This is a genomic window from Pseudomonas sp. GB2N2 (genome assembly GCF_054897705.1).
This window is the reverse complement of the sequence record NZ_CM142701.1, coordinates 3,551,897-3,576,017: the sequence shown is the minus strand read 5'-3', so window position 1 is coordinate 3,576,017 and position 24,121 is coordinate 3,551,897. Positions and strand designations below refer to the sequence as shown.

Sequence of the window (24,121 nt, the reverse complement as noted above, 5' to 3'; positions counted from 1 at the left end):
ATGTTCAAGAAACTGCGTGGCATGTTTTCCAGCGATCTTTCCATTGACCTGGGCACTGCCAACACCCTTATTTACGTGCGCGAGCGCGGAATCGTCCTGAATGAGCCATCGGTTGTGGCTATTCGGACACACGGTAACCAGAAAAGTGTCGTCGCTGTCGGCACTGAGGCCAAGCGCATGCTCGGCCGTACGCCGGGCAACATTGCTGCCATTCGTCCGATGAAGGATGGCGTGATTGCCGACTTCAGCGTCTGCGAAAAGATGCTGCAGTACTTTATCAACAAGGTTCACGAAAACAGCTTCCTGCAGCCAAGCCCTCGTGTGTTGATTTGCGTCCCGTGCAAATCCACCCAGGTTGAGCGTCGTGCCATCCGTGAATCGGCCCTCGGTGCCGGCGCACGTGAAGTGTTCCTGATCGAAGAGCCAATGGCTGCTGCGATCGGTGCCGGCCTGCCGGTTGAAGAAGCTCGCGGTTCGATGGTTGTCGACATCGGTGGCGGCACCACTGAAATCGCACTGATTTCCCTCAACGGTGTGGTTTACGCCGAATCCGTACGGGTTGGCGGCGACCGCTTCGACGAAGCGATCATCACCTACGTGCGTCGCAACTACGGCAGCCTGATCGGCGAATCCACCGCCGAGCGCATCAAGCAGGAAATCGGTACGGCCTACCCTGGCGGCGAAGTGCGTGAAGTCGACGTGCGTGGTCGTAATCTGGCGGAAGGCGTTCCACGCGCATTCACCCTGAACTCCAATGAAGTGCTGGAAGCTCTGCAAGAGTCCCTGGCCACCATCGTTCAGGCCGTGAAAAGTGCACTGGAGCAATCGCCTCCGGAGCTGGCCTCCGACATCGCCGAGCGTGGCCTGGTGCTGACCGGTGGTGGCGCCTTACTGCGTGACCTCGACAAGCTGCTGGCCCAGGAAACCGGTCTGCCGGTGATCGTTGCCGAAGATCCGCTGACCTGCGTAGCTCGCGGCGGTGGCCGTGCATTGGAAATGATGGATAAACACACCATGGATCTGCTGTCGAGCGAGTGATCTCGCCCGATGCATCTATGCTGTTGAGCGCGCAGGCGGCACTTTGCAGTGCTGCCTGTTGGCGTTTATCTTCTGTCAGTCTGTTTCCAGGCCGGTCTGCCGTATGAAAAAAGAAAATATTTGCCTGGGAGGAGCGGCTTATTAAACCGCTTTTCACCAAAGGGCCTTCACTGGGCGTGCGCTTGTTGGTGCTGGTCGTGCTATCGGTCGCGCTGATGGTCGTCGATGCCCGCTTCACACTGCTCAAGCCAGTGCGTAGTCAGATGTCGCTGGTACTGATGCAGTCTTACTGGATCACCGACCTGCCACAGCGGCTATGGCAAGGTGTGGCTAGCCAGTTTGGCAGCCGGACCGAGCTGGTCGCTGAAAACGAAAAACTCAAGACCGAAAACCTGCTGCTGCAGGGCCGCATGCAAAAGCTTGCCGCCCTCACCGAGCAGAACGTTCGGCTGCGCGAGTTGCTCAATTCTTCTGCGCTGGTCAACGAGAAGGTCGAAGTGGCCGAGTTGATCGGCATGGACCCCAACCCGTTCACCCACCGCATCATCATCAACAAAGGTGAGCGCGATGGTGTGGTCCTCGGTCAGCCGGTGCTTGATGCCCGCGGCCTGATGGGCCAGGTGGTCGAGTTGATGCCGTACACCTCCCGTGTACTGCTGCTGACCGACACCACCCACAGCATCCCCGTCCAGGTCAACCGTAACGGGCTGCGCGCGATTGCCAGCGGCACCGGTAACCCGGAGCGACTTGAACTGCGTCACGTCGCCGACACGGCGGACATCAAGGAAGGCGATCTGCTGGTCAGCTCCGGTCTTGGCCAGCGGTTCCCGGCGGGATACCCGGTCGCAACGGTCAAGGAAGTGATTCACGATTCCGGCCAACCGTTTGCGATTGTCCGTGCCGTGCCGACCGCTGCGTTGAACCGCAGCCGTTACCTGTTGCTGGTCTTCAGTGACAGTCGTACTGCCGAAGAACGCGCCAACGAAGCCGCTCAGGCCCAGGAAGCGCTGGATCAACACGGCGGCGGGCCGATGATTCCGCCCGTCGTGTCCAGACCCGCCACTATCCTTCCGGCGACAGTACCCGCTTCACCCGCTCCGGTTGCACCGACGCCGGCAGCTGCGCCTGTGCCGGCAGCACCTGCCGCAACCCCGGCGAAACCGGCCGCCAAGCCCGCTGCCAAACCTGCCGTTGTGAAGCCTGCTGCCAAACCGCCTGTCTCCGCGCCGGCTACCCCTGGGGGAAGAGAATAATGGTCGGTGCTACCGCCTCCCGAAACGGCTGGATGGTCTGGCTGACGTTCGCCATTGGCCTGTTGCTCAGCGTTTCGCCGCTGCCGCAATTCATGGAAATTCTCCGCCCGCTGTGGCTCGCCTTGTTGCTGGCGTTCTGGGCGTTGGCCATGCCGCAGAAAGTTGGCATGGTGACGGCGTGGTGCCTCGGCCTCGCCGAAGACGTGCTCTACGGCACATTGTTGGGCCAGAACGCATTGATCCTGACGCTCATCACTTTCCTGGTGCTGTCACTGCAACAGCGCCTGCGCATGTTCCCGATGTGGCAACAGAGTCTGGTCATCCTGGTGATCTTCGGCCTCGCGCAGTTGGTGCAACTCTGGCTCAGTGCCCTGACCGGCAACCGTCAGCCGACGCTGGCGCTGGTGCTGCCGGCGCTGGTCAGCGCGTTGCTCTGGCCATGGGTCAGCTACGGTTTGCGTGGTTTGCGCCGGCGTTACAAAATCAGCTAAACCGGTCAGGCATAAGCCCGTACCTCGACAGGGAGATGTCTGGATGAAACAGCTGTATCTCGCCTCTGGCTCGCCGCGTCGGCGTGAACTGCTCACGCAGATCGGCGTGCCGTTCTGCGCCATCAGCGCGGACATCGATGAAACCCCTGTGAATCATGAATCGCCATCGGCCTACGTCGAGCGTCTTGCGCGCGGCAAAGCCGAAGCCGGGCACGGGACGGTCGTGTCCAGCGCCGATTTTTGTGTGCTGGGCGCCGATACCGCCGTGGTGCTGAACGGGAAAATTCTCGGCAAACCGGTGGACGAAGCCGACGCGTGCGCCATGCTTATGATGCTGGCAGGACACGAACATGAAGTGCTCACCGCCATTGCCGTGCTCAATGCTGAGCGCTGCGAATCGCGTGTGGTACGCAGTCTGGTGCGTTTTCGCCCTATTGATCGCGCTGAAGCGGCGGCCTACTGGGCCAGCGGCGAACCAAGTGACAAGGCCGGCGGTTACGGCATTCAAGGCCTGGGTGGGGTGTTTGTCGCCGGGCTCGATGGCAGCTACTCAGCAGTGGTTGGACTGCCGCTGTGCGAAACCGCTGAGCTGCTCGGCCATTTCGGCATACCCTGTTGGCAAAACCTTAACGCGCGTTGAGCGTCGTACTGACAAGATGCGGCCATTATCGTGAACATGCCTGAACGAGACCCTGCCATGAGTGAAGAGATTCTGATCAACATCACGCCGATGGAATCGCGCGTGGCGGTGGTTGAAAACGGTGTCCTGCAAGAGGTCCATGTCGAGCGCACGCAGAAGCGCGGGATCGTCGGCAACATCTACAAAGGCAAAGTCGTGCGCGTTTTACCGGGCATGCAGGCGGCATTCGTCGACATTGGCCTGGACCGCGCGGCGTTTATTCATGCCTCGGAAATTTCCCTGCGAGAAGGCCCGACAGTCGAAAGCATCAGCGCGCTGGTTCATGAAGGTCAGAGCCTGGTGGTGCAAGTCACCAAGGACCCGATCGGTTCGAAGGGCGCGCGCCTGACCACTCAGCTGTCGATCCCTTCGCGGTATCTGGTGTACATGCCGCGCACCGCGCATGTCGGCATTTCGCTGAAGATCGAAGACGAAGCCGAGCGTGAACGCCTCAAGCAAGTGGTCACCGATTGCGTGGCCAAGGAAGGTATCAAGGAAGCTGGTGGTTTCATCCTGCGCACGGCTGCCGAAGGCGCCGGCGCCGACGAAATCCTCATGGACATCCGTTACCTGCGCAGGCTCTGGGACCAGATCAACGACCAGATCAAAACCATCGGTGCGCCGAGCGTGATCTACGAGGACCTTGGCCTGGCCCTGCGCACCTTGCGTGACCTGGTGAGCCCGAAGATCGAGAAGATCCGCATCGACTCCCGGGAAACCTTCCAGAAAACCACGCAGTTCGTCGCCGAACTCATGCCGGAAATCGCCGATCGCCTTGAGCATTATCCGGGTGAACGGCCGATTTTCGACCTGTACGGCGTCGAAGACGAAATCCAGAAAGCCCTCGAACGCAAAGTACCGCTGAAATCCGGCGGTTACCTGGTGGTGGACCCGGCGGAAGCCATGAGCACCATCGACGTCAACACCGGAGCGTTCGTCGGTCACCGCAACCTCGAAGAAACCATCTTCAAGACCAACCTCGAAGCCGCGACCGCCATCGCTCGCCAGCTGCGCCTGCGCAACCTGGGCGGGATCATCATCATCGACTTCATCGACATGGAAGACGAAGAGCACCAGCGTCAGGTATTGCGCACGCTGGAGAAACAACTGGAGCGTGATCACGCCAAGACCAACATCATCGGCATCACCGAGCTGGGCCTGGTGCAGATGACCCGCAAGCGCACCCGCGAAAGCCTCGAACAAGTGCTGTGCGAACCGTGCAGCAGCTGTCAGGGCCGGGGCAAGCTGAAGACGCCGGAAACCGTTTGCTACGAAATCTTCCGGGAAATCCTCCGCGAAGCTCGCGCCTATCAGGCTGAGGGCTATCGTGTATTGGCGAACCAGAAAGTCGTCGACCGTCTGCTGGATGAGGAGTCGGGCAACGTCGCCGAGCTGGAAGGTTTTATCGGGCGCACCATTCGGTTCCAGGTGGAAACCATGTATTCCCAGGAACAATACGACGTGGTGCTGCTCTGAAGCGCTGTATTTCAACTCGACTAGCAGGGCTGGCTTCAGCTTTTTGCAGTATTTTCGCCATGGGAGCCACCTGACATGGACCGTCTGACACGCATGTTGGCCGCACTGACCCGCTGGGGTCTGGGCCTGTGCGCGTTGGCTTTGGTGCTGATGGCGCTTTACGTCAGTCTCGGTCGCGAACTGACGCCGCTGGTGGCCGAGTATCGGGCGGAAGTCGAAACCCGGGCCGGCGCCGCGCTGGGCATGCCGCTGCACATCGGTGAACTGGAAGGTAACTGGCACGGTTTCGCACCGATTCTGCTGGCGCACGACGTGATGGTAGGCGAGGGCACCAACGCGCTGCGCCTGGATCAAGTGCGTGCGGTGCCGGACCTGTGGGCCAGCCTGCTGGCGCGCGAAGTGCGCATCGCTCATCTGGAACTCAATGGCCTGAAGATCAGCCTCAAGGAAGCCGCGGACGGTCAGTGGGCGCTGGAAGGTCTGCCGGTTCAGCAAGATCAGTCGCTGGACCCGGAACAATTGCTCAATCGTCTGCAAATGGTCCAGCAACTGTCGGTGCTCGACAGTCAGGTCACTTTGCAGCCACTGGATCAGCCGCCGCTGACCCTGACCTATGTGGCCCTGAACCTGAAAACCGGTGCCTCTCGTCAGCGACTCGACGCGCGGCTGACGTTGCCCGACGGTCAGCCCGTGGCCATGAGCCTGCGTACGCGCATTCGTGCCAGCGAGTGGAAGGACGGCGAAGCGGATGCCTACCTGAGCCTGCCGCAGAGCGACTGGTCAAAATGGCTACCGGAACGTCTGACCCGGCAATGGAATTTCTCCGAGATCAAGGCCGGTGGCGAGCTCTGGATCAACTGGAACAAGGGTGCGCTACAAAGCGCCGCCATTCGCTTGAATGCGCCGCAACTCAAGGGTGCCTACGCCGAGCGCAAGCCTGTACAGATTAAAAACCTGGCGCTCAACGGCTACTTCCAGCGCGGCTCTGACGGTGTCCTGGTCACTCTGGATTCCCTGGCCATGAACCTTGGGGAAACCCGCTGGGAATCGCACCTGCAACTCAAACAAAGCCTGGCCACCGACAAGGCTCAGGAGCTCTGGCACCTGCAAGCCGACCGGCTCGACCTCACGCCGCTGACCCCGTTGCTGAATGCCTTGGGCCCGTTGCCCGAAGGTGTCGCCATCGCCGTCGAGCGACTCAAGGTCACCGGTGGTTTGCGCAACGTGCTCGTCGATTTTCGGCCCAACGCCACCGACGACACCAAGGTCAGCTTCGCCGCCAACCTCGATCGGGTCGGTTTTAACGCTTATCACGGCGCGCCAGCCGCGCGGAATATCAGCGGCAGCATCAGCGGTGACCTTGGCCATGGCGAACTGCGCATGGACAGCAAGGATTTTGTCCTGCACCTGGACCCGATTTTCGCCAAACCATGGCAATACATACAGGCCAACGCCCGCCTGACCTGGAAAATCGACAAAGAAAGTTTCACCTTGATCGCGCCGTACCTGAAAGTTCTGGGCGAGGAGGGCAAGATTGCCGGCGACTTCCTGATCCGCCTGCATTTCGACCACACCCAGGAAGACTACATGGACCTGCGGGTCGGCATGCTCGAAGGCGATGGTAAATACACCGCCAAGTACCTGCCGGCGGTGCTCAGCCCGGGACTCGACGAATGGTTGCGCACAGCGATTCTCAAAGGCGCGGTAGACCAAGGTTTCTTCCAGTACCAGGGCTCGCTGAACCAAGGCGCGGCCGACGCTGATCGCAGCATCAGCCTGTTCTTCAAGGTTCACGATGCCGAACTGGCGTTCCAGCCGGGTTGGCCGCATGTCAGCAAGGTCTCGGGCGATGTGTTTGTCGAAGACAGCGGTGTGCGGATTCTGGCCAGCAAAGGCCAATTGCTCGACACCCAGGTGCGTGACATTTACGTCAACATTCCCCATGCCCCGGCCGGACAAAGCAGCCACCTGTTGCTCGACGGCGCGTTCGCCGGCGGGCTCGGTGATGGCCTGAAAATTCTTCAGGAAGCGCCAATCGGCACTGCCGACACCTTCGCCGGATGGGAGGGTGACGGTGATCTGCAGGGCAAGCTGAAACTGGATATCCCGCTGGCCAAAGGTGAGCAGCCGAAAATCCTCGTCGACTTCAAGACCGCCAAGGCGCGCCTGAAACTGGCGGATCCGGTGCTTGAGCTGACGCAACTCAAGGGCGATTTCCGTTTCGACAGCGCCAAAGGTTTGAGCGGTCAGAACATCATTGCGCGTGCCTTTGACAAACCGGTCACCGCACAGATTTTTGCTGATGGCAGTCCGGGCAGCCTCAAGACTCGTGTTACGGCTTCGGGGCAGGTCGAGGTGAAGAAACTTACCGACTGGCTGAGCGTCACGCAGCCGTTGCCGGTGTCCGGCCTGATTCCGTATTCGTTGCAGCTGAATCTGGACGGTGCCGACAGCCAGTTGATGGTCAACTCCAACCTTCAAGGCGTGGTGGTTGATCTGCCGGCGCCGTTCGGCATGGCCGCCGATGTCGGGCGCGACACGATGTTCCGCATGACCCTGCAAGGGCAGGAGCGGCGTTACTGGGTCAAATACGGCGACCTGGCGAGCTTCACCTTTGCGGCACCGCCCGGCAGTTTTGCTGACGGTCGTGGCGAGCTGTTCCTCGGCGGCGGCGACGCCACATTGCCTGGGGCCAAAGGCCTGCGCGTGCGCGGCGTGCTCTCGGAACTGGACGTCGGCCCGTGGAAAGACCTCGTCGACAAGTATGCCGGTCAGGACCCGGGCGGCAGCGCCAAGCAGTTGCTCAGCAGTGCGGATTTGCAGGTTGGCAAGCTCAGCGGCATGGGCACCACACTTGATAAGGCGTCGGTGCAGTTGAACCGCAAGCCGAACGCGTGGGCCTTGCAACTCGACAGTCAGCAGGTCAAGGGTGCCGTCGGAATCCCCGATACGAAAGCCACGCCGATCGCGGTCAATCTGCAATACGTTCGCCTGCCGGCGCCGGACCCGACCGTCCTCGCCGATGAAAACTCGCCGGATCCGTTGGCAACCGTGGACCCAAGCAAAATCCCGGCGCTGGACATCACCATCAATCAACTGTTCCAGGGGCAGGATTTGGTGGGGGGCTGGTCGCTGAAAGTACGTCCGACCGCCAAGGGCATCGCGCTCAATACACTGGATATGGGCCTAAAAGGCATTCTGCTGCAAGGCAATGGCGGCTGGGAAGGAGCGCCGGGCGCGTCCACCAGTTGGTTCAAGGGCCGGATCAGCGGCAAGAATCTCGCCGACGTGTTGAAAGGCTGGGGTTTTGCGCCAAGTGTCACCAGCGAAGATTTTCATATGGATGTCGACGGTAACTGGCCTGGCTCACCGGCCTGGCTGGCGTCCAAGCGTTTCTCCGGCACGTTGGATGCGTCGCTGAATAAAGGCCAGTTTGTCGAAGTCGAGGGCGGCGCGCAGGCGTTGCGGGTGTTTGGCCTGCTCAACTTCAACTCCATTGGCCGCCGTTTGCGCCTGGACTTCTCCGACCTCTTCGGCAAAGGCTTGAGTTATGACCGGGTCAAGGGGCTGCTGGTCGCGACCAACGGGATGTACGTGACCCGCGAGCCGATCGTGTTGACCGGGCCGTCGAGCAATATCGAGCTTAATGGCAAGCTGGATCTGGTCGGTGATCAGGTCGATGCAAAACTGTTGGTGACTTTGCCGGTGACCAACAACCTGCCAATTGCCGCGTTGATCGTCGGCGCCCCGGCCATCGGTGGCGCGTTGTTCCTGATCGACAAACTGATCGGTGATCGCGTAGCGCGCTTCGCCAGCGTGAAATACACCGTTAAAGGCCCGTGGAAAGAGCCGAAAATCACCTTCGACAAACCTTTCTGAAGCGAGGCGATGGAGTAGCATGGCTCAAACGACGTCCCCCCTTGTAGGAGCGAGCTTGCTCGCGAAAAACGCAGGGGTAACGCGTTTAACCTGGCAACCCGCGTTATCGTTCACGTCCATCGCGAGCGAGCTCGCCCTACAAGGTTGATGTCGATATGTCTTTTGCGGTGATTCAAATGGTCAGCCAGAGCGATGTGCTGGCCAATCTGGCCCAGGCCCGTCGCCTGCTCGAGCAAGCCGCGGCCTCGGGTGCGACGCTTGCCGTGCTGCCGGAAAACTTCGCCGCCATGGGCCGTCGCGACATCGCTGACATCGGCCGCGCGGAGGCTTTGGGTGACGGTCCAATCCTGCCCTGGTTGAAACAGACCGCCCGCGCCCTCAAGTTATGGATAGTCGCCGGCACATTGCCGTTGCCGCCGGTGGATCAGCCGACGGCGAAGGTGCATGCCTGTTCGCTCCTGGTCAATGACCACGGCGAGACAGTGGCGCGATACGACAAGTTGCACCTGTTCGACGTAGACGTGGCGGACACCCGCGGGCGATACCGTGAATCCGATGACTATGCTTATGGCAGTGGCGTGGTGGTGGCGGACACGCCCGTCGGTCGGGTCGGCCTGACGGTGTGTTACGACTTGCGCTTCCCCGAGCTGTACAGCGAATTGCGTGCTGCCGGCGCAGAATTGATTACCGCACCGTCGGCGTTTACCGCAGTGACCGGCGCGGCGCATTGGGAGGTGCTGATTCGTGCGCGGGCCATCGAGACCCAGTGTTATGTGCTCGCGGCGGCGCAAGGCGGAACGCACCCGGGGCCACGGGAAACCTATGGCCATGCTTCGATCGTCGACCCGTGGGGCCGTGTGCTGGCGCAACGGGATCAGGGCGAGGCCGTGCTGCTGGCCGAACGCGATAGCAGCGAACAGGCGTCCATCCGGGCGCGGATGCCGGTGTCCAGTCACCGGCGCTTTTTCTCGCAGGGCGCCCAGCGACCTGCCTCAGAACGATGAATTTAAGGCGTAAAGCATATGAGCGAGTTGTTGTCCTCAGTCAGTGACCACCTGTTAGCGCCCGGCGGCGTGACGATCGAGAGCCTGCAAGGTGTGCTCGGCGATCTGGCCGGCCCGGGCATCGACGCCGCCGACCTGTATTTCCAGGGGCAGATTTCCGAGTCCTGGGCGCTGGAAGACGGCATCGTCAAGGAAGGCAGCTTCAACCTCGACCAAGGCGTTGGCGTGCGGGCGCAATCGGGTGAGAAAACCGGTTTTGCCTACAGCAATGCCATCACCCTCGAAGCCCTCGGTGCGGCGTCTCGCGCGGCCCGTTCGATCTCGCGCGCCGGCCAGAATGGCACGGTGCAGGCGTTCACCACTCAGGATGTCGCCCAGCTGTACGGGCCGGACAACCCATTGGAAGTGCTGACCCGCGCCGAGAAAGTCGATCTGCTCAAGCGCATTGACGTCGCCACTCGTGCGCTCGATACGCGTATTCAGCAAGTGACCGTGAGCATGGCCGGCGTCTGGGAACGCATTCTGGTGGCGTCCACCGACGGCAGTCTGGCCGCAGATGTGCGGCCGTTGGTGCGCTTCAATGTCAGCGTGATCGTTGAGCAAAACGGCCGCCGCGAACGTGGCGGCCATGGCGGCGGCGGTCGTACCGATTACCGTTATTTCCTCGCCGAAGACCGTGCCATGGGTTATGCCCGTGAAGCCTTGCGCCAGGCACTGGTCAACCTTGAAGCCATTCCGGCACCGGCGGGAACATTGCCAGTGGTGTTGGGCTCTGGCTGGTCCGGCGTACTGTTGCATGAAGCCGTCGGCCACGGTCTGGAAGGCGATTTCAACCGCAAGGGCAGCTCTGCCTACAGTGGGCGCATGGGCGAAATGGTTGCATCCAAACTCTGCACCATCGTCGATGACGGCACGCTGGCCGGTCGTCGCGGTTCGCTGAGTGTCGACGACGAAGGCACGCCAACCGAGTGCACCACGTTGATCGAAAACGGCGTCCTCAAAGGCTATATGCAGGACAAACTCAATGCCCGCCTGATGGGCGTGGCCCGCACCGGCAACGGTCGCCGTGAATCCTACGCGCACCTGCCGATGCCGCGCATGACCAACACCTACATGCTGGCGGGCGAAAGCGACCCGGCGGAAATCATCGCCTCGGTGAAACGGGGCATCTACTGCGCCAACTTGGGCGGCGGCCAAGTGGACATCACCAGCGGCAAATTCGTGTTCTCCACCAGTGAGGCGTATTTGATCGAAGACGGCAAGATTACCGCCCCGGTCAAAGGCGCGACATTGATCGGCAACGGCCCTGAAGCGATGAGCAAGGTGTCGATGGTCGGCAACGATTTGTCGCTGGACAGCGGTGTGGGTACGTGCGGCAAGGATGGGCAGTCGGTGCCGGTAGGTGTCGGCCAGCCAACGCTGAAAATTGATGCGATCACTGTGGGTGGCACAGGATCGTAGGGGATGGAGCTTCGGGTGAACCGCTTAGCGGCTCACCCGATACGAGATTTAACGCAGACCGCGTTGCGTCTCGTCCAGCTCACGGATGTACTTGAAGATTTTACGGCTCGATGCCGGTGGCTTGTTGGTCGCCAGTTCGTGCTGGGCCTGACGGATCAGGGAGCGCAACTGCTGACGATCAGCCTCAGGGTAGTCGAGCACGAACTTCTCCAGGACTGCATCGTCGCCCGCGATCAAGCGATCGCGCCAGCGTTCCAGGCCATGGAAACGTTCGTTGTACTGCCGGGTGGAGGCATCGAGTTGATCGAGCAAAGTGAGAATGGCGTCAGTGTCCTGATCGCGCATCAGCTTGCCGATGAACATGAGGTGCCGTTTACGCGCGATATTCGCGGTGTGCTTGGGCGCATCGGCCAGTGCCCGGCGCATGGCGTCGGTCAACGGCAGTTTTGCCAGCAAGTCAGGCTTGAGCGTTGTAAGGCGTTCGCCGAGGTCAACCAGAGCATGCAGCTCGCGTTTAACCTGGGATTTGCTTTTTTCTCCCGTATCGAGGGAGTCGTCGTAAGAATCAACCATGGTGGCCGTCCGCAAAGAAACGCCGCCATGATAACCAGTCGGGGGCCGCTTGTCCGGCCCGGTCGCTCGAAGGCCTTTACCGAAAGCAGAATTTGAGTGGAGAACAGCATGAGTGCAGTTGAAAGCGTCGGCCCGCAAGCGTTGCCGGCACTGCAGGAACAGGTCGAGCAAATCATCGCTGAAGCCAAACGCCAAGGCGCCAGTGCCTGTGAAGTGGCGGTGTCCCTGGAGCAGGGCCTTTCGACTTCAGTACGCCAGCGTGAAGTGGAAACCGTTGAATTCAACCGCGATCAGGGCTTTGGCATCACCCTGTATGTGGGCCAGCGCAAGGGCTCGGCCAGCACCTCGGCCAGTGGGCCTGAAGCCATCCGCGAAACCGTCGCGGCGGCGTTGGCCATCGCCAAGCACACCTCCGAAGACGAAGCCTCGGGCCTGGCAGATGCCGCGCTGATGGCCAGGGACCTGCAGGATTTCGATCTTTTCCACGAATGGGATATCACGCCGGAGCAGGCCATCGAAAAAGCCTTGCTCTGTGAAGCCGCTGCATTCGATGCCGATGCACGGATCAAGAACGCCGATGGCACTACGCTGAGCACCCACCAGGGCTGCCGCGTCTACGGCAACAGTCACGGTTTTATCGGCGGTTATGCGTCGACTCGTCACAGCCTGAGCTGCGTTATGATCGCGGAAGCTGACGGCCAGATGCAGCGCGACTACTGGTACGACGTGAACCGCCAGGGCAACTTGCTCGCCGACCCGGTGAGCATCGGCCAGCGTGCCGCGCAACGTGCCGCGAGCCGTCTGGGCGCGCGGCCGGTGCCGACTTGTGAAGTGCCGGTGCTGTTTTCCGCTGAGCTGGCCGGTGGTTTGTTCGGCAGTTTCCTCTCGGCGATTTCCGGTGGCAGCCTGTATCGCAAATCGTCGTTCCTTGAAGGCACGCTCGGGCAGAAGCTGTTCCCGGAATGGCTGACCCTCGATGAGCGTCCGCACCTGATGCGGGCGATGGGCAGCTCGGCGTTCGATGGCGATGGTCTGGCAACCTACGCTAAACCGTTCGTCGAGAAGGGCGAGTTGGTGTCCTACATTCTCGGGACGTACTCCGGGCGCAAGCTCGGCATGCCGAGCACCGCCAACGCCGGCGGCGTGCATAACCTTTTCGTGACCCACGGCGACGAAGATCAGGCCGCCCTGATCCGTCGCATGGGCCGTGGCCTGCTGGTTACCGAACTGATGGGGCAAGGCCTGAATATGGTCACCGGCGATTACTCGCGCGGTGCGGCGGGTTATTGGGTGGAAAACGGTGAAATCCAGTTCGCCGTGCAGGAAGTGACCATCGCCGGGAACATGCGTGACATGTTCAAGCAGATCGTAGCGGTGGGGAATGACCTGGAACTGCGCAGCAACATTCGCACGGGTTCGGTACTGATCGAACGGATGATGGTGGCGGGTAGCTAAACCTCACCGTTGCACAAAAGGCGCGCCACCCATTGGGTGGCGCGCCTTTTTTATGTGCGGACTTTTGCAGCAACTGCCGAAGGCTGCCTTCGACAACTGCTACAACGGGGTTATTCGCCTTCGTCGAAGAAATTGTTGATCAGTGCCACCAGTGCATCCAGCGCTTCCTGTTCCTGCTCGCCTTCCGTGCTCAGATGGATTTTCGTGCCCTTGCCGGCCGCCAGCATCATCATGGCCATGATGCTTTTGCCGTCGACCATGGACTCAGGCGTGCGCCCGGCTCTGATCTGGCAGGGGAACTTGCCCGCCACCCCAACGAATTTGGCGGAAGCGCGGGCATGCAAACCCAGCTTGTTGATGATTTCGATTTCCAGAGCAGGCATCGCGATGTGGATCCTTTAGCTGAGGTCGCGGTGGCGGACCTGGACGTTCTTCAGGGATTTTTGCAGGACCTGGCCAAGACGTTCGGTCAGGTAGACGGAGCGGTGATGCCCGCCGGTGCAACCAATGGCAATGGTGACATAAGCGCGGTTGCTGGCGGCAAAGCGGGGCAGCCATTTAAGCAGGTACGAGGAAATGTCCTGGAACATTTCTTCGACATCCGGCTGGGCTGCCAGGTACTCGGCAACGGGTTGATCAAGTCCTGACTGCTCGCGCAGCTCGGGCTTCCAATAAGGGTTCGGCAGGCAACGCACGTCGAACACCAGGTCGGCGTCCACCGGCATGCCGCGCTTGAATCCAAAAGACTCGACCAAAAATGCGGTACCGGGTTCCGGCTGGTTCAGCAGCCGCAGCTTGATGGTATCGCGCAGTTGGTACAGGTTCAGGTTAGTGGTGTTGACCTTGAGATCGGCAAGGTCGGCAATCGGCCCGAGCAAGCTGGTTTCGTAGTTGATCGCCTCGGCCAGCGAGCGATTGGCACTGCTCAGCGGGTGACGCCGGCGGGTTTCCGAAAAGCGTTTGAGCAAGGTTTCTTCGTCGGCATCCAGGTACAGGACATCGCACTGGATATGCCGGCCGCGGAGTTCTTCGAGCAATTCCGGAAAACGACTTAAATGGCTCGGCAGGTTGCGCGCGTCGATGGAGACCGCAACCAGCGGCTGAGCCAGTTCGGTGTTAATCAGCGCTCGTTCGGCCAGTTCCGGCAGCAACCCGGCAGGCAGGTTGTCGATGCAGTAATAGCCACTGTCCTCGAGCACATCGAGCGCAGTACTTTTACCTGAGCCGGAACGGCCACTGACGATGATCAAGCGCATGATTAGTGCCCGTTTTGCTCGTCCAGGACAACCTGATACAAGGCTTCATTGCTCGAGGCGCTGCGCAGGCGATCACGGACTTCCTTGCGATCAAGCATGCTGGCGATCTGCCGGAGCAATTCAAGGTGCGCATCGGTAGCCGCTTCCGGGACCAGCAAAACAAACAGCAGGTCAACCGGGGCGCCGTCGATGGCGTCGAAATCGATGGGGGCGTCCAGGTGCATCAAGGCACTGATGGGCGAGGTGCAACCTTTGAGACGACAGTGAGGAATAGCGATGCCGTTACCAAACCCCGTCGAGCCGAGTTTTTCGCGGGCAATCAGAGCCTCGAAGACATCTTGCATCTCCAGACCCGGCACTTCGCGGGCGATCAGATTGGCAATTTGTTCGAGGGCTTTCTTTTTGCTGCCGCCCGGCACGTTCACGAGGGAACGGCCGGGGGTCAGGATGCTTTCAAGTCGGATCATGGGTAGGGAGTGTTAACGACCGGTCGCGCCCTGGAGTAGGCTCTGGGTCTTTTCCTTATGCTTTTTGAGTTGTTTATCCAGCTTGTCGGTCAATGCGTCGATCGCCGCGTACATATCGGTATGTTCCGCGTTGGCGACCACTTCATTACCGGGAATATGCAGCGTGGCTTCGATTTTCTGCTTGAGCTTTTCGACCGTCATCGTGACTTGCACGTTGGTGATCTTGTCGAAATGCCTCTCTAATCGTTCGAGTTTTTCGCCGATGTAGGTGCGAAGAGGTTCGGTCACTTCCAGTTGGTGTCCACTGATGTTGACTTGCATACAGCTTCTCCTTCGTTGCCAGTGCATAAAGCGGTAGATCAGATGATCTACCACTGGAACGCTGTGGCGTGGCTCTACATCAACCGCTTGCGTTCGCTCGAAGGCGCGATCCCGAGGGACTCGCGGTACTTGGCGACGGTGCGGCGAGCCACCTGAATGCCTTGTGCCTCCAGTAAACCAGCGATCTTGCTGTCACTCAACGGCTTTTTCTGATTTTCCGCGGCAACCAGTTTTTTGATGATCGCGCGGATGGCCGTGGACGAGCATTCACCGCCTTCGGAGGTACTCACGTGGCTGGAGAAAAAGTATTTCAGCTCATATATTCCCCGAGGGGTATGCATGAATTTTTGCGTGGTGACCCGGGAAATCGTCGACTCATGCATGCCTACCGCTTCGGCGATGTCATGCAGCACCAATGGTTTCATCGCTTCGTCGCCATACTCCAGAAAACCGCGCTGATGCTCGACGATCTGGGTGGCTACCTTCATCAGGGTTTCATTGCGGCTTTGCAGGCTCTTGATGAACCAGCGGGCTTCCTGCAGCTGATTGCGCATGAAGGTGTTGTCGGCACTGGTGTCGGCGCGGCGCACGAAACCGGCGTATTGGGCGTTGACCCGCAACCGTGGCACCGACTCCTGATTCAGTTCGACCAGCCAGCGCTCGTTATCCTTGCGCACGATCACGTCGGGCACCACGTATTCGGCCTCGCTGGACTCGATCTGCGAGCCCGGGCGCGGGTTAAGACTCTGCACCAGTTCAATGACCTGGCGCAGTTCATCTTCCTTGAGCTTCATGCGGCGCATCAACTGGCTGTAGTCGCGGCTGCCGAGCAGGTCAATGTAGTCGCTGACGAGGCGCTTGGCCTCGGCCAGCCATGGTGTCTTGGCGGACAGCTGACGCAATTGCAGCAGCAAGCATTCGCTCAGGTTGCGGGCACCGATGCCGGCCGGTTCGAATTGCTGGATGCGATGCAGGACGGCTTCGATCTCATCCAGTTCGATATCGAGTTCCGGGTCGAAGGCTTCGAGGATTTCCTCGAGTGATTCGTCCAGGTAACCCTGATTGTTGATGCAATCGATCAGGGTCACGGCGATCAGGCGATCGGTGTCGGACATCGGCGCAAGGTTCAGCTGCCACAGCAGGTGGCTTTGCAGGCTTTCGCCGGCCGATGTGCGGGTGGTGAAATCCCACTCGTCGTCATCGTTGCTCGGCAGACTGCTGGCGCTAGTCTGGTAGACATCTTCCCATGCAGTGTCGACGGGCAGTTCGTTGGGAATGCGCTCGTTCCAGTCGCCTTCCTCGAGGTTATCCACCGTCGGGGCGGTTTCCTGGTAGGAGGGTTCTGAAACGTCGGCGTTGGGTGGCTGTTCGGCTTTGTCGGCCAAGGGGTCGGCGTTATCGAAGTCGTCGCCTTCTTCCTGGCGTTCGAGCATCGGATTGGACTCCAGGGCCTCCTGGATTTCCTGTTGCAGATCCAGGGTCGACAATTGGAGCAGGCGGATGGCCTGTTGCAGCTGCGGTGTCATCGTCAGCTGCTGGCCCATTCTCAAGACTAGCGATGGTTTCATGGCAGGGGCTTAACACCTTATTCCCGGCGCACATGCGCCATCCACTACAGGGCGCCGGAGCGCCAAACATAAGCAAATTATATGCCTGAAACCCTAACGTTTGCCTAGAGCGCTGTAACAATAAAAAACTATTGATTTTTTATCGAGACAAACGCTCGGCGACAGCCAGCCAACTGGCGCTTACAGGCGGAACTCGTGGCCCAGATACACTTCCTTCACCAAGTCGTTGGCCAGGATGGTGGCAGAGTCACCTTCAGCGATCAGTTGGCCGTCGTTGACGATGTAAGCGGTTTCGCAGATATCCAGTGTTTCACGGACGTTGTGGTCCGTGATCAGCACACCAATGCCCTTGGCCTTGAGGTGGTAGATGATCTGTTTGATGTCGCCGACCGAAATCGGGTCCACACCGGCGAAAGGTTCGTCGAGGAGGATGAATTTCGGGTTGGTCGCCAGTGCGCGGGCGATTTCCACGCGGCGGCGTTCACCACCGGACAGGCTCATGCCGAGGTTGTCGCGAATGTGGCTGATGTGGAATTCCTGCAGCAGGCTTTCCAGCTCCTTGCGACGACCGGCCTTGTCCAGTTCCTTGCGCGTCTCGAGGATGGCCATGATGTTGTCGGCGACCGAGAGCTTGCGAAAGATCGACGCTTCTTGCGGCAGGTAGCCGATACCGGCTTTTGCACGGCCGTGCATCGGCTGGTGGCTGACGTCCAGGTCATCGATCAGAACGCGGCCCTGATCGGCCTGAACCAGGCCGACGATCATGTAGAAGCAGGTGGTTTTGCCGGCACCGTTCGGGCCGAGCAAGCCGACGATCTGACCACTGTCGATCGACAGGCTCACGTCACGCACGACCTGGCGGCTCTTGTAGCTCTTGGCCAGATGCTGAGCTTTCAGAGTTGCCATTACGGGGCCTTCTGCTCGCCGGCTTTCGGCTTGGGCTGAATCACCATGTCGATGCGCGGGCGCGACTCGGTGACTTTGGTGCCTGTGGCGCGACCGGCGGTGGCGAGCTTTTTGTTGGTGTCGTAGACGATTTTCTCGCCTTGGGTGACGTTACCGTCCTTGTCGACGACCTTGGCGCGATCGATCAGCACGACGCGGTCTTGCGAGGCGTGATACTGAATGGTGACGCCCCAGCCCTGAACCGGCTTGGTGTCGCCCGCCGTCTGCAACTGCTCGAAGTAGGCAAGGTTGCCCACCGAAGTCACGACGTCGATGTCGCCCGCAGGGGTGCGAGTCATGGTGACAGTATTGCCGGTGACCTTCATCGAGCCTTGGGTGATGATCACGTCACCTTTATAGGTGGCAATGCCGTTCTTGTCGTCCAGTTGGGCGTCGTCGGCCTGAATGCGGATGGGCTGCTGTTGATCGTTCGGCAGAGCCCAGGCGCTCACGCTTCCCAGTGCTGCGCCCAGACCGAGCAAAATAGGGAGAGTTTTAACGAGCCTCATACTGTCCTCTTACGTTCGATAGCAGGTGTATCCTGCTTTCTTTCAAATACGCTTTCATTCCCTTGCCAGTCGATACACCGCCAGCGCCGTCGATTCTAACGGGTTGCTCGGTCTGCGCATATTGCTGTTGCGGGAACACGGTCATGCGGGTGGAAGTAATCAGGGTCTTGCGGTCTTTCTCGTCGAAACGGGTGATGCGCACCGAGTCGATCAATTCGACCTGGGTCCCGTCCGGATTGACTTCGCCTTTTTCGCTCTGGACGTGCCAGGGGAACTCGGTGCCCCGGAACAGATTGAGGTCCGGATTGGTCAACAGCGTCACTTCAGTCGCCTTCAAGTGTTCAACCTTGTCCGACGTCATCTCGTATTGCAGGCCGCCATCCGGCAGGTACTGCACGCTGTGAGCGTTGGTGGCGTAATAGTCGATCGCGGTTTCGTCGACCTTTGCCGCTGGCTGGTCGAGGAAGCGTTCCGGACTGATGTTCCAGTAGCCGACCGCGGCAAAAATAGCGGCGATGCAACCGAACACCAGTATGTTGCGAAATTTCTTGCTCAGCATAGTTGGCTCACAGGTACGCGGCGTTGGCCGCATCGAGGCGGCCCTGGGCGCGCAGGATCAATTCGCAAAATTCGCGGGCAGCACCTTCGCCACCACGGGCCTGGGTGATGCCGTGGGCGTGTTCACGCACGAAGCTGGCGGCATTGGCCACCGCCATGCCCAGGCCGACGCGGCGAATTACCGGCAGGTCGGGCAGGTCGTCGCCGAGGTAGGCGACCTGTTCATAGCTTAGGTTGAGTTGGGCAAGTAGCTCGTCGAGCACCACCAGTTTATCTTCGCGACCCTGATAAACGTGAGGAATGCCGAGATTCTTCGCCCGACGCTCGACCACCGGGGTCTTGCGGCCGCTGATAATAGCGGTCTGAACGCCGGCCGCCATCAACATCTTTATGCCTTGGCCGTCGAGTGTGTTGAAAGTCTTGAATTCGCTGCCGTCTTCCAGAAAATACAAACGCCCGTCGGTCAGGACGCCATCGACGTCAAATACCGCCAGTTTGATGTTTTTGCCGCGTTGCAGCAGGTCATTGCTCATCACATTACTCCTGCACGCAGCAGATCGGACAGGTTGAAGGCGCCAATTGGGCGATCCTCCTTGTCCACCACCACCAATGCGTTGATTCGATGATCTTCCATGATTTTCAGTGCTTCGGCAGCCAGCATGTCGGCCCGGGCGGTCTTGCCGTGAACGGTCATGACCTCGTCGATGGTCGTGTGATGGATATCGATCGTGCGATCCAGGGTGCGGCGCAAATCACCGTCCGTGAAGATTCCGGCGAGTTTGCCGTCGGCTTCCACGATCGCGGTCATGCCCAGGCCCTTGCGGGTCATTTCCATCAAAGCGTCTTTGAGCAGGGTGCCACGTTGAACCTGCGGCAACTCTTGCCCTGCATGCATCACGGTTTCCACTTTGAGCAGCAGGCGGCGGCCGAGCGCGCCACCCGGATGGGAAAACGCGAAATCTTCCGCGGTGAAGCCGCGGGCTTCAAGCAATGCGACGGCCAAGGCGTCGCCCATGACGAGGGCGGCGGTGGTCGACGACGTGGGCGCCAGGTTCAGCGGGCAGGCTTCATGCTCGACGTGCACGTTGAGGTTGACCTCGGCCGCCTTGGCCAGCGGTGAATCGGGGTTGCCCGTTACGCTGATCAACTGGATGCCCAAGCGCTTGATCAACGGCAGCAGGGTGATAATTTCATTGGTGGAACCGGAGTTCGACAAGGCCAAAATGATGTCGTCGCGGGTGATCATGCCCATGTCGCCGTGGCTGGCTTCGGCCGGATGGACGAAAAAAGCCGTGGTGCCGGTGCTGGCCAGGGTCGCGGCGATCTTGTTGCCGATGTGTCCCGATTTGCCCATGCCGACCACAACCACGCGGCCTTTGCTGGCCAGAATCATCTCGCAAGCGCGTACGAAATCTGCGTCGATATGGGGCAGCAAGCCTTGTACGGCTTCCAGTTCGAGGCGGATGGTGCGTTGAGCTGATTGAATCAGGTCGCTGGATTGGCTCATGTCGGAAATCGTATAGCCTGATGAAAAGGCGGCGATTATAGCGGTAATGATCGAAACCCTCACGCAAGTTCGTCGTGCTTTGACAATCCCTGTAACCGAAACCCACTGATATGAAGCTTTTTGCCGATAACACTGGCGAACATGGCCCGCCTTGGCGCTTGGGCGCCGGGCCTTTGCAGTGATATAGTTCGCCGCCAGTTCGGCCCGCCCGGAGGGGATGTGCTTTCGTCAGAGAGACAGGCGTCCGAGTGAGAGGCTGCATCGCAAGGAGTTTAGATGAGTGCCGATAACGCCTACGCGGTCGAGCTGAAGGGACTGACCTTCAAGCGCGGTGCGCGCAGCATTTTCAATAACGTCGATATCCGTATTCCACGCGGCAAGGTCACCGGCATCATGGGACCTTCCGGGTGTGGCAAGACCACATTATTGCGTTTGATGGGCGCCCAGTTGCGCCCGACCAAGGGCGAAGTCTGGGTCAACGGTCAGAACCTGCCGAAGTTGTCGCGCAGCGATCTGTTCGATGCGCGCAAGCACATGGGTGTGCTGTTTCAGAGTGGCGCACTGTTTACCGATCTCGACGTGTTCGAGAACGTCGCCTTTCCGTTACGCGTTCATACCGAGCTTCCGGAAGAAATGATCCGGGACATCGTGCTGCTCAAATTACAGGCCGTCGGCCTGCGCGGCGCCATCGATTTGATGCCCGAGGAGCTGTCCGGCGGCATGAAGCGCCGCGTCGCGCTGGCCCGGGCGATTGCCCTCGATCCGCAGATTCTCATGTATGACGAACCCTTCGTCGGCCAGGACCCGATCGCCATGGGCGTATTGGTGCGCCTGATCCGTCTGCTCAACGACGCCCTGGGCATCACCAGCATCGTGGTCTCCCACGACCTGGCCGAGACCGCGAGCATCGCCGACTACATCTATGTAGTCGGCGAAGGCCAGGTGTTGGGGCAGGGCACGCCTGAGGAACTGATGAACTCGCAAGAGCCACGGATTCGCCAATTCATGACGGGCGAACCCGACGGCCCGGTCGCATACCACTTTCCAGCGACGGATTACCGCGCAGATCTTCTGGGGAAGCGTTGATGCGCAAGATTTCACTCATAGAACGTGTGCGCCGGTTTGGCCACGCGGCCATCGACGTGCTGGCGGTGTTCGGCCGTTCGACGATATTCCTGTTTCACGCCTTGCTCGGCCGTGGCGGCATCGGTGGCGGTTTCGGCCTGATGATCAAGCAGTTGCACTCGGTGGGCGTGATGTCCCTGGTGATCATCGTGGTCTCCGGGGTGTTCATCGGCATGGTGCTGGCGCTGCAAGGGTTCAACATCCTCTCCAGCTACGGTTCGGAGCAGGCGGTGGGGCAGATGGTTGCCCTGACCTTGTTGCGCGAGTTGGGCCCGGTGGTCACGGCATTGCTGTTCGCCGGACGCGCCGGTTCGGCCCTGACGGCGGAAATCGGCAACATGAAGTCCACCGAGCAGCTGTCCAGTCTGGAAATGATTGGTGTCGACCCGCTCAAATACATCGTTGCCCCGCGCCTGTGGGCCGGCTTCATTTCCCTGCCGGTGTTGGCGATGATTTTCAGCGTGGTGGGTATCTGGGGCGGTTCGTGGGTAGCCGTCGACTGGCTGGGTGTGTATGAAGGTTCCTACTGGTCCAACATGCAAAACAGCGTGACGTTCACTGACGATGTGCTCAACGGCATTATCAAAAGTATCGTTTTCGCCTTTGTCGTGACCTGGATCGCCGTATTCCAAGGCTATGACTGCGAGCCCACATCCGAGGGGATCAGTCGTGCCACTACCAAGACCGTGGTGTATGCCTCTTTGGCTGTGCTCGGCCTGGACTTTATTCTGACCGCCTTGATGTTTGGAGATTTCTGATGCAAAACCGCACCCTGGAAATCGGTGTCGGCCTTTTCTTGCTGGCTGGCATCCTGGCTTTGCTGTTGCTGGCGTTGCGGGTAAGTGGCCTGTCCCCGAGCGCAACCACCGATACCTATAAACTTTATGCGTACTTCGACAATATCGCCGGTTTGACGGTCAGAGCTAAAGTGACCATGGCCGGTGTGACCATCGGCAAGGTCACGGCGATCGATCTGGACCGCGACAGTTTCACCGGTCGGGTGACGATGCAACTGGAAAAGCGCGTAGATAACCTGCCGACTGACTCCACTGCATCTATTCTGACTGCTGGCCTGTTGGGCGAGAAATACATCGGCATCAGCGTGGGTGGTGAAGAAACCCTGCTCAAGGAGGGTGGGACCATTCATGACACCCAGTCGTCGCTGGTGCTCGAGGACCTGATCGGTAAATTCCTGCTCAATACCGTTAGCAAAGACGCCAAATGAGGAGCTTTTGAATGATCTCTACCTTGCGACGTGGGCTGTTGGTATTACTCGCAGCGCTGCCGATGCTGGCTAACGCCGTGGCTGCGCCTTCCGCGCATGATCTGGTGCAGGACACCACGACCCGGATGCTCGCCGACCTGTCGGCCAACAAAGACAAGTACAAGCAGGATCCGCAGGACTTTTACACGGCGCTGAATACGATTGTCGGGCCTGTTGTCGATGCCGAAGGCATTTCCAAGAGCATCATGACCGTCAAGTATTCGCGCAAAGCCACGCCTGCGCAGATGAAGACCTTTGAAGAAAACTTCAAGAAAGGCCTGTTCCAGTTTTATGGTAATGCGCTGCTCGAGTACAACAACCAGGGCATCACCGTCGAACCTGCCAAGGATGAGTCCGGCGACCGCACCAGCGTTGGCATGACCGTCAAAGGCAGCAACGGCGCGATCTATCCCGTGTCTTACACGCTGGAGAAGATCGATGGCGAGTGGAAGCTGCGCAACGTGATCATCAACGGCATCAACATTGGCAAGCTGTTCCGCGATCAGTTCGCCGACGCGATGCAACGCAATGGCAATGACCTGGACAAGACCATCAATGGTTGGGCCGGGGAAGTTGCCAAAGCCAAGCAAACCAGCGAGAAACAAACCACCGAGAAGCAGTCGCAATGAGTGTGTCGGCCATTCGCATGAGTGAATCCGGTGAGCTGATGCTCAGCGGCATGCTGGACTACCGCACCGGCCCGGGCCTGCGCAAGCAGGGCCAGGCGCTGATCAAGGCCAGCAAAGCCGCTGCATTTGTGGTGGATTGTTCGGCGGTGTTGAAATCCAGCAGTGTCGGTTTGTCGCTGCTGCTGTGTTTCATGCGTGATGCACAGGAGGCCGGCAAGGCGCTGAGCATCCGGGCGATGCCCGAAGACATGCGCGAAATCGCTCAGGTCAGCGAATTGACCGAGCTGTTGGCGCATCCCTAACCGCATCTATTAAGAAGCCCCCCGTCAGAGTCCTGCTTCGCGGGGTTCGCAGGCGCGGGGCTTTTTTGTATGATGTCCGACCCGCGCGCACAGGGCGCCGATTGAGGTTGAGCATGCAGGCCGTAGAAGTGAAGAGCTTCCTTGAAGGAAAGCTGCCAAACACGCTGGTGGAAGTTGAAGGCGAAGGCTGCAATTTCCAGCTGAACGTGATTAGCGATGAACTGGCGGCGTTGAGCCCGGTGAAGCGTCAGCAGCAGGTCTATGCCCATTTGAACCCATGGATTACCGATGGCAGCATCCATGCGGTCACTATGAAATTTTTCAGCAGCGCGGCCTGGGCCGAGCGCACCTGAGCCCAAGG

26 protein-coding genes are annotated in these 24,121 nt (G+C 59.7%); 15 read left to right on the top strand and 11 right to left on the bottom strand.

Annotated elements, in window-relative coordinates; genetic code table 11:
- The 8 genes from mreB to tldD all read left to right on the top strand — a co-directional run bounded on the left by mreB (position 1) and on the right by tldD (position 11,281).
- Positions 1 to 1,038, top strand: coding sequence for a rod shape-determining protein MreB (mreB, locus tag ACYZT4_RS16620; RefSeq protein WP_002555108.1), 1,038 nt, complete (start codon positions 1 to 3; stop codon positions 1,036 to 1,038).
- 188 nt (positions 1,039 to 1,226) lie between these two features.
- Entirely contained in the window at positions 1,227 to 2,291 is a 1,065-nt protein-coding gene (mreC, locus tag ACYZT4_RS16615; RefSeq protein WP_461988708.1) for a rod shape-determining protein MreC, read from the top strand.
- The gene (gene mreD / locus ACYZT4_RS16610) at positions 2,291 to 2,782 is read left to right on the top strand and encodes a rod shape-determining protein MreD (RefSeq protein ID WP_461981400.1); all 492 of its coding nucleotides are present in this window, start codon (positions 2,291 to 2,293) and stop codon (positions 2,780 to 2,782) included. The genes mreC and mreD overlap by 1 nt, the downstream gene beginning before the upstream one ends.
- Before the next feature lie 43 nt (positions 2,783 to 2,825).
- Complete coding sequence (locus ACYZT4_RS16605; RefSeq protein ID WP_461981398.1) at positions 2,826 to 3,422, top strand: Maf family protein; 597 nt, start codon at positions 2,826 to 2,828, stop codon at positions 3,420 to 3,422.
- Positions 3,423 to 3,479: 57 nt separating this feature from the next.
- Positions 3,480 to 4,937: a ribonuclease G gene (rng, locus tag ACYZT4_RS16600; RefSeq protein WP_461981396.1), complete on the top strand. Its 1,458-nt coding sequence runs from the start codon at positions 3,480 to 3,482 to the stop codon at positions 4,935 to 4,937.
- 75 nt (positions 4,938 to 5,012) lie between these two features.
- Entirely contained in the window at positions 5,013 to 8,816 is a 3,804-nt protein-coding gene (locus ACYZT4_RS16595; RefSeq protein WP_461981394.1) for a YhdP family protein, read from the top strand.
- Positions 8,817 to 8,971: 155 nt separating this feature from the next.
- Positions 8,972 to 9,820, top strand: coding sequence for a carbon-nitrogen hydrolase family protein (locus ACYZT4_RS16590; protein WP_461981392.1), 849 nt, complete (start codon positions 8,972 to 8,974; stop codon positions 9,818 to 9,820).
- Between the two features lie 18 nt (positions 9,821 to 9,838).
- Complete coding sequence (gene tldD, locus ACYZT4_RS16585; RefSeq protein WP_461981390.1) at positions 9,839 to 11,281, top strand: metalloprotease TldD; 1,443 nt, start codon at positions 9,839 to 9,841, stop codon at positions 11,279 to 11,281.
- Positions 11,282 to 11,329: 48 nt separating this feature from the next.
- On the opposite strand, the gene yjgA is transcribed toward tldD, so the two are convergent.
- Positions 11,330 to 11,854: a ribosome biogenesis factor YjgA gene (gene yjgA, locus ACYZT4_RS16580; RefSeq protein ID WP_007901505.1), complete on the bottom strand. Its 525-nt coding sequence runs from the start codon at positions 11,852 to 11,854 to the stop codon at positions 11,330 to 11,332.
- Between the two features lie 108 nt (positions 11,855 to 11,962).
- Between yjgA and pmbA the strand changes: the two genes are divergently transcribed.
- Positions 11,963 to 13,309 carry a metalloprotease PmbA gene (pmbA, locus tag ACYZT4_RS16575; RefSeq protein ID WP_461981387.1) on the top strand — a complete coding sequence of 449 codons (1,347 nt, stop codon included), beginning with the start codon at positions 11,963 to 11,965 and terminating at the stop codon, positions 13,307 to 13,309.
- A 110-nt stretch (positions 13,310 to 13,419) separates the two neighbouring features.
- On the opposite strand, the gene ACYZT4_RS16570 is transcribed toward pmbA, so the two are convergent.
- From ACYZT4_RS16570 to ACYZT4_RS16525, 10 genes are all read right to left on the bottom strand, one after another.
- Positions 13,420 to 13,692 carry an HPr family phosphocarrier protein gene (locus ACYZT4_RS16570; RefSeq protein WP_461981385.1) on the bottom strand — a complete coding sequence of 91 codons (273 nt, stop codon included), beginning with the start codon at positions 13,690 to 13,692 and terminating at the stop codon, positions 13,420 to 13,422.
- A gap of 15 nt (positions 13,693 to 13,707) precedes the next feature.
- Positions 13,708 to 14,565, bottom strand: coding sequence for an RNase adapter RapZ (rapZ, locus tag ACYZT4_RS16565; RefSeq protein ID WP_461981383.1), 858 nt, complete (start codon positions 14,563 to 14,565; stop codon positions 13,708 to 13,710).
- A gap of 2 nt (positions 14,566 to 14,567) precedes the next feature.
- Positions 14,568 to 15,032 (bottom strand): PTS IIA-like nitrogen regulatory protein PtsN, encoded by a 465-nt coding sequence (ptsN, locus tag ACYZT4_RS16560; RefSeq protein WP_461981381.1) that lies wholly within the window; start codon positions 15,030 to 15,032, stop codon positions 14,568 to 14,570.
- A gap of 12 nt (positions 15,033 to 15,044) precedes the next feature.
- Positions 15,045 to 15,353: a ribosome hibernation-promoting factor, HPF/YfiA family gene (gene hpf, locus ACYZT4_RS16555; protein WP_007941242.1), complete on the bottom strand. Its 309-nt coding sequence runs from the start codon at positions 15,351 to 15,353 to the stop codon at positions 15,045 to 15,047.
- Between the two features lie 74 nt (positions 15,354 to 15,427).
- A complete protein-coding gene (locus tag ACYZT4_RS16550; protein ID WP_461981379.1) occupies positions 15,428 to 16,921 on the bottom strand; it encodes an RNA polymerase factor sigma-54 in 1,494 nt (497 codons plus the stop codon).
- A gap of 180 nt (positions 16,922 to 17,101) precedes the next feature.
- Entirely contained in the window at positions 17,102 to 17,827 is a 726-nt protein-coding gene (lptB, locus tag ACYZT4_RS16545; protein ID WP_027924532.1) for an LPS export ABC transporter ATP-binding protein, read from the bottom strand.
- Entirely contained in the window at positions 17,827 to 18,375 is a 549-nt protein-coding gene (gene lptA, locus ACYZT4_RS16540) for a lipopolysaccharide transport periplasmic protein LptA (protein ID WP_461981376.1), read from the bottom strand. Before lptA ends, lptB begins: the two co-directional genes overlap by 1 nt.
- The gene (lptC, locus tag ACYZT4_RS16535) at positions 18,362 to 18,934 is read right to left on the bottom strand and encodes an LPS export ABC transporter periplasmic protein LptC (protein WP_461981374.1); all 573 of its coding nucleotides are present in this window, start codon (positions 18,932 to 18,934) and stop codon (positions 18,362 to 18,364) included. Before lptC ends, lptA begins: the two co-directional genes overlap by 14 nt.
- A gap of 7 nt (positions 18,935 to 18,941) precedes the next feature.
- Positions 18,942 to 19,466 carry a KdsC family phosphatase gene (locus ACYZT4_RS16530; protein ID WP_461981372.1) on the bottom strand — a complete coding sequence of 175 codons (525 nt, stop codon included), beginning with the start codon at positions 19,464 to 19,466 and terminating at the stop codon, positions 18,942 to 18,944.
- Positions 19,466 to 20,440, bottom strand: a complete 975-nt coding sequence (locus tag ACYZT4_RS16525; RefSeq protein ID WP_461981370.1) for a KpsF/GutQ family sugar-phosphate isomerase — start codon at positions 20,438 to 20,440, stop codon at positions 19,466 to 19,468. Before ACYZT4_RS16525 ends, ACYZT4_RS16530 begins: the two co-directional genes overlap by 1 nt.
- Positions 20,441 to 20,716: 276 nt before the next feature.
- Here ACYZT4_RS16525 and ACYZT4_RS16520 point away from each other — a divergent pair, with 276 nt between their 5' ends.
- From ACYZT4_RS16520 to ACYZT4_RS16495, 6 genes are all read left to right on the top strand, one after another.
- Complete coding sequence (locus ACYZT4_RS16520; protein WP_461981368.1) at positions 20,717 to 21,526, top strand: ATP-binding cassette domain-containing protein; 810 nt, start codon at positions 20,717 to 20,719, stop codon at positions 21,524 to 21,526.
- Positions 21,526 to 22,323: a lipid asymmetry maintenance ABC transporter permease subunit MlaE gene (gene mlaE, locus ACYZT4_RS16515; protein WP_461981366.1), complete on the top strand. Its 798-nt coding sequence runs from the start codon at positions 21,526 to 21,528 to the stop codon at positions 22,321 to 22,323. The genes ACYZT4_RS16520 and mlaE overlap by 1 nt, the downstream gene beginning before the upstream one ends.
- Positions 22,323 to 22,790: an outer membrane lipid asymmetry maintenance protein MlaD gene (mlaD, locus tag ACYZT4_RS16510; RefSeq protein WP_461981364.1), complete on the top strand. Its 468-nt coding sequence runs from the start codon at positions 22,323 to 22,325 to the stop codon at positions 22,788 to 22,790. Before mlaE ends, mlaD begins: the two co-directional genes overlap by 1 nt.
- Positions 22,791 to 22,801: 11 nt before the next feature.
- Positions 22,802 to 23,458, top strand: a complete 657-nt coding sequence (locus ACYZT4_RS16505) for an MlaC/ttg2D family ABC transporter substrate-binding protein (RefSeq protein WP_461981362.1) — start codon at positions 22,802 to 22,804, stop codon at positions 23,456 to 23,458.
- A complete protein-coding gene (locus ACYZT4_RS16500; protein ID WP_461981360.1) occupies positions 23,455 to 23,760 on the top strand; it encodes an STAS domain-containing protein in 306 nt (101 codons plus the stop codon). The genes ACYZT4_RS16505 and ACYZT4_RS16500 overlap by 4 nt, the downstream gene beginning before the upstream one ends.
- Positions 23,761 to 23,873: 113 nt before the next feature.
- Entirely contained in the window at positions 23,874 to 24,113 is a 240-nt protein-coding gene (locus tag ACYZT4_RS16495; protein WP_461981358.1) for a BolA family protein, read from the top strand.
- Positions 24,114 to 24,121 lie beyond the last annotated feature (8 nt).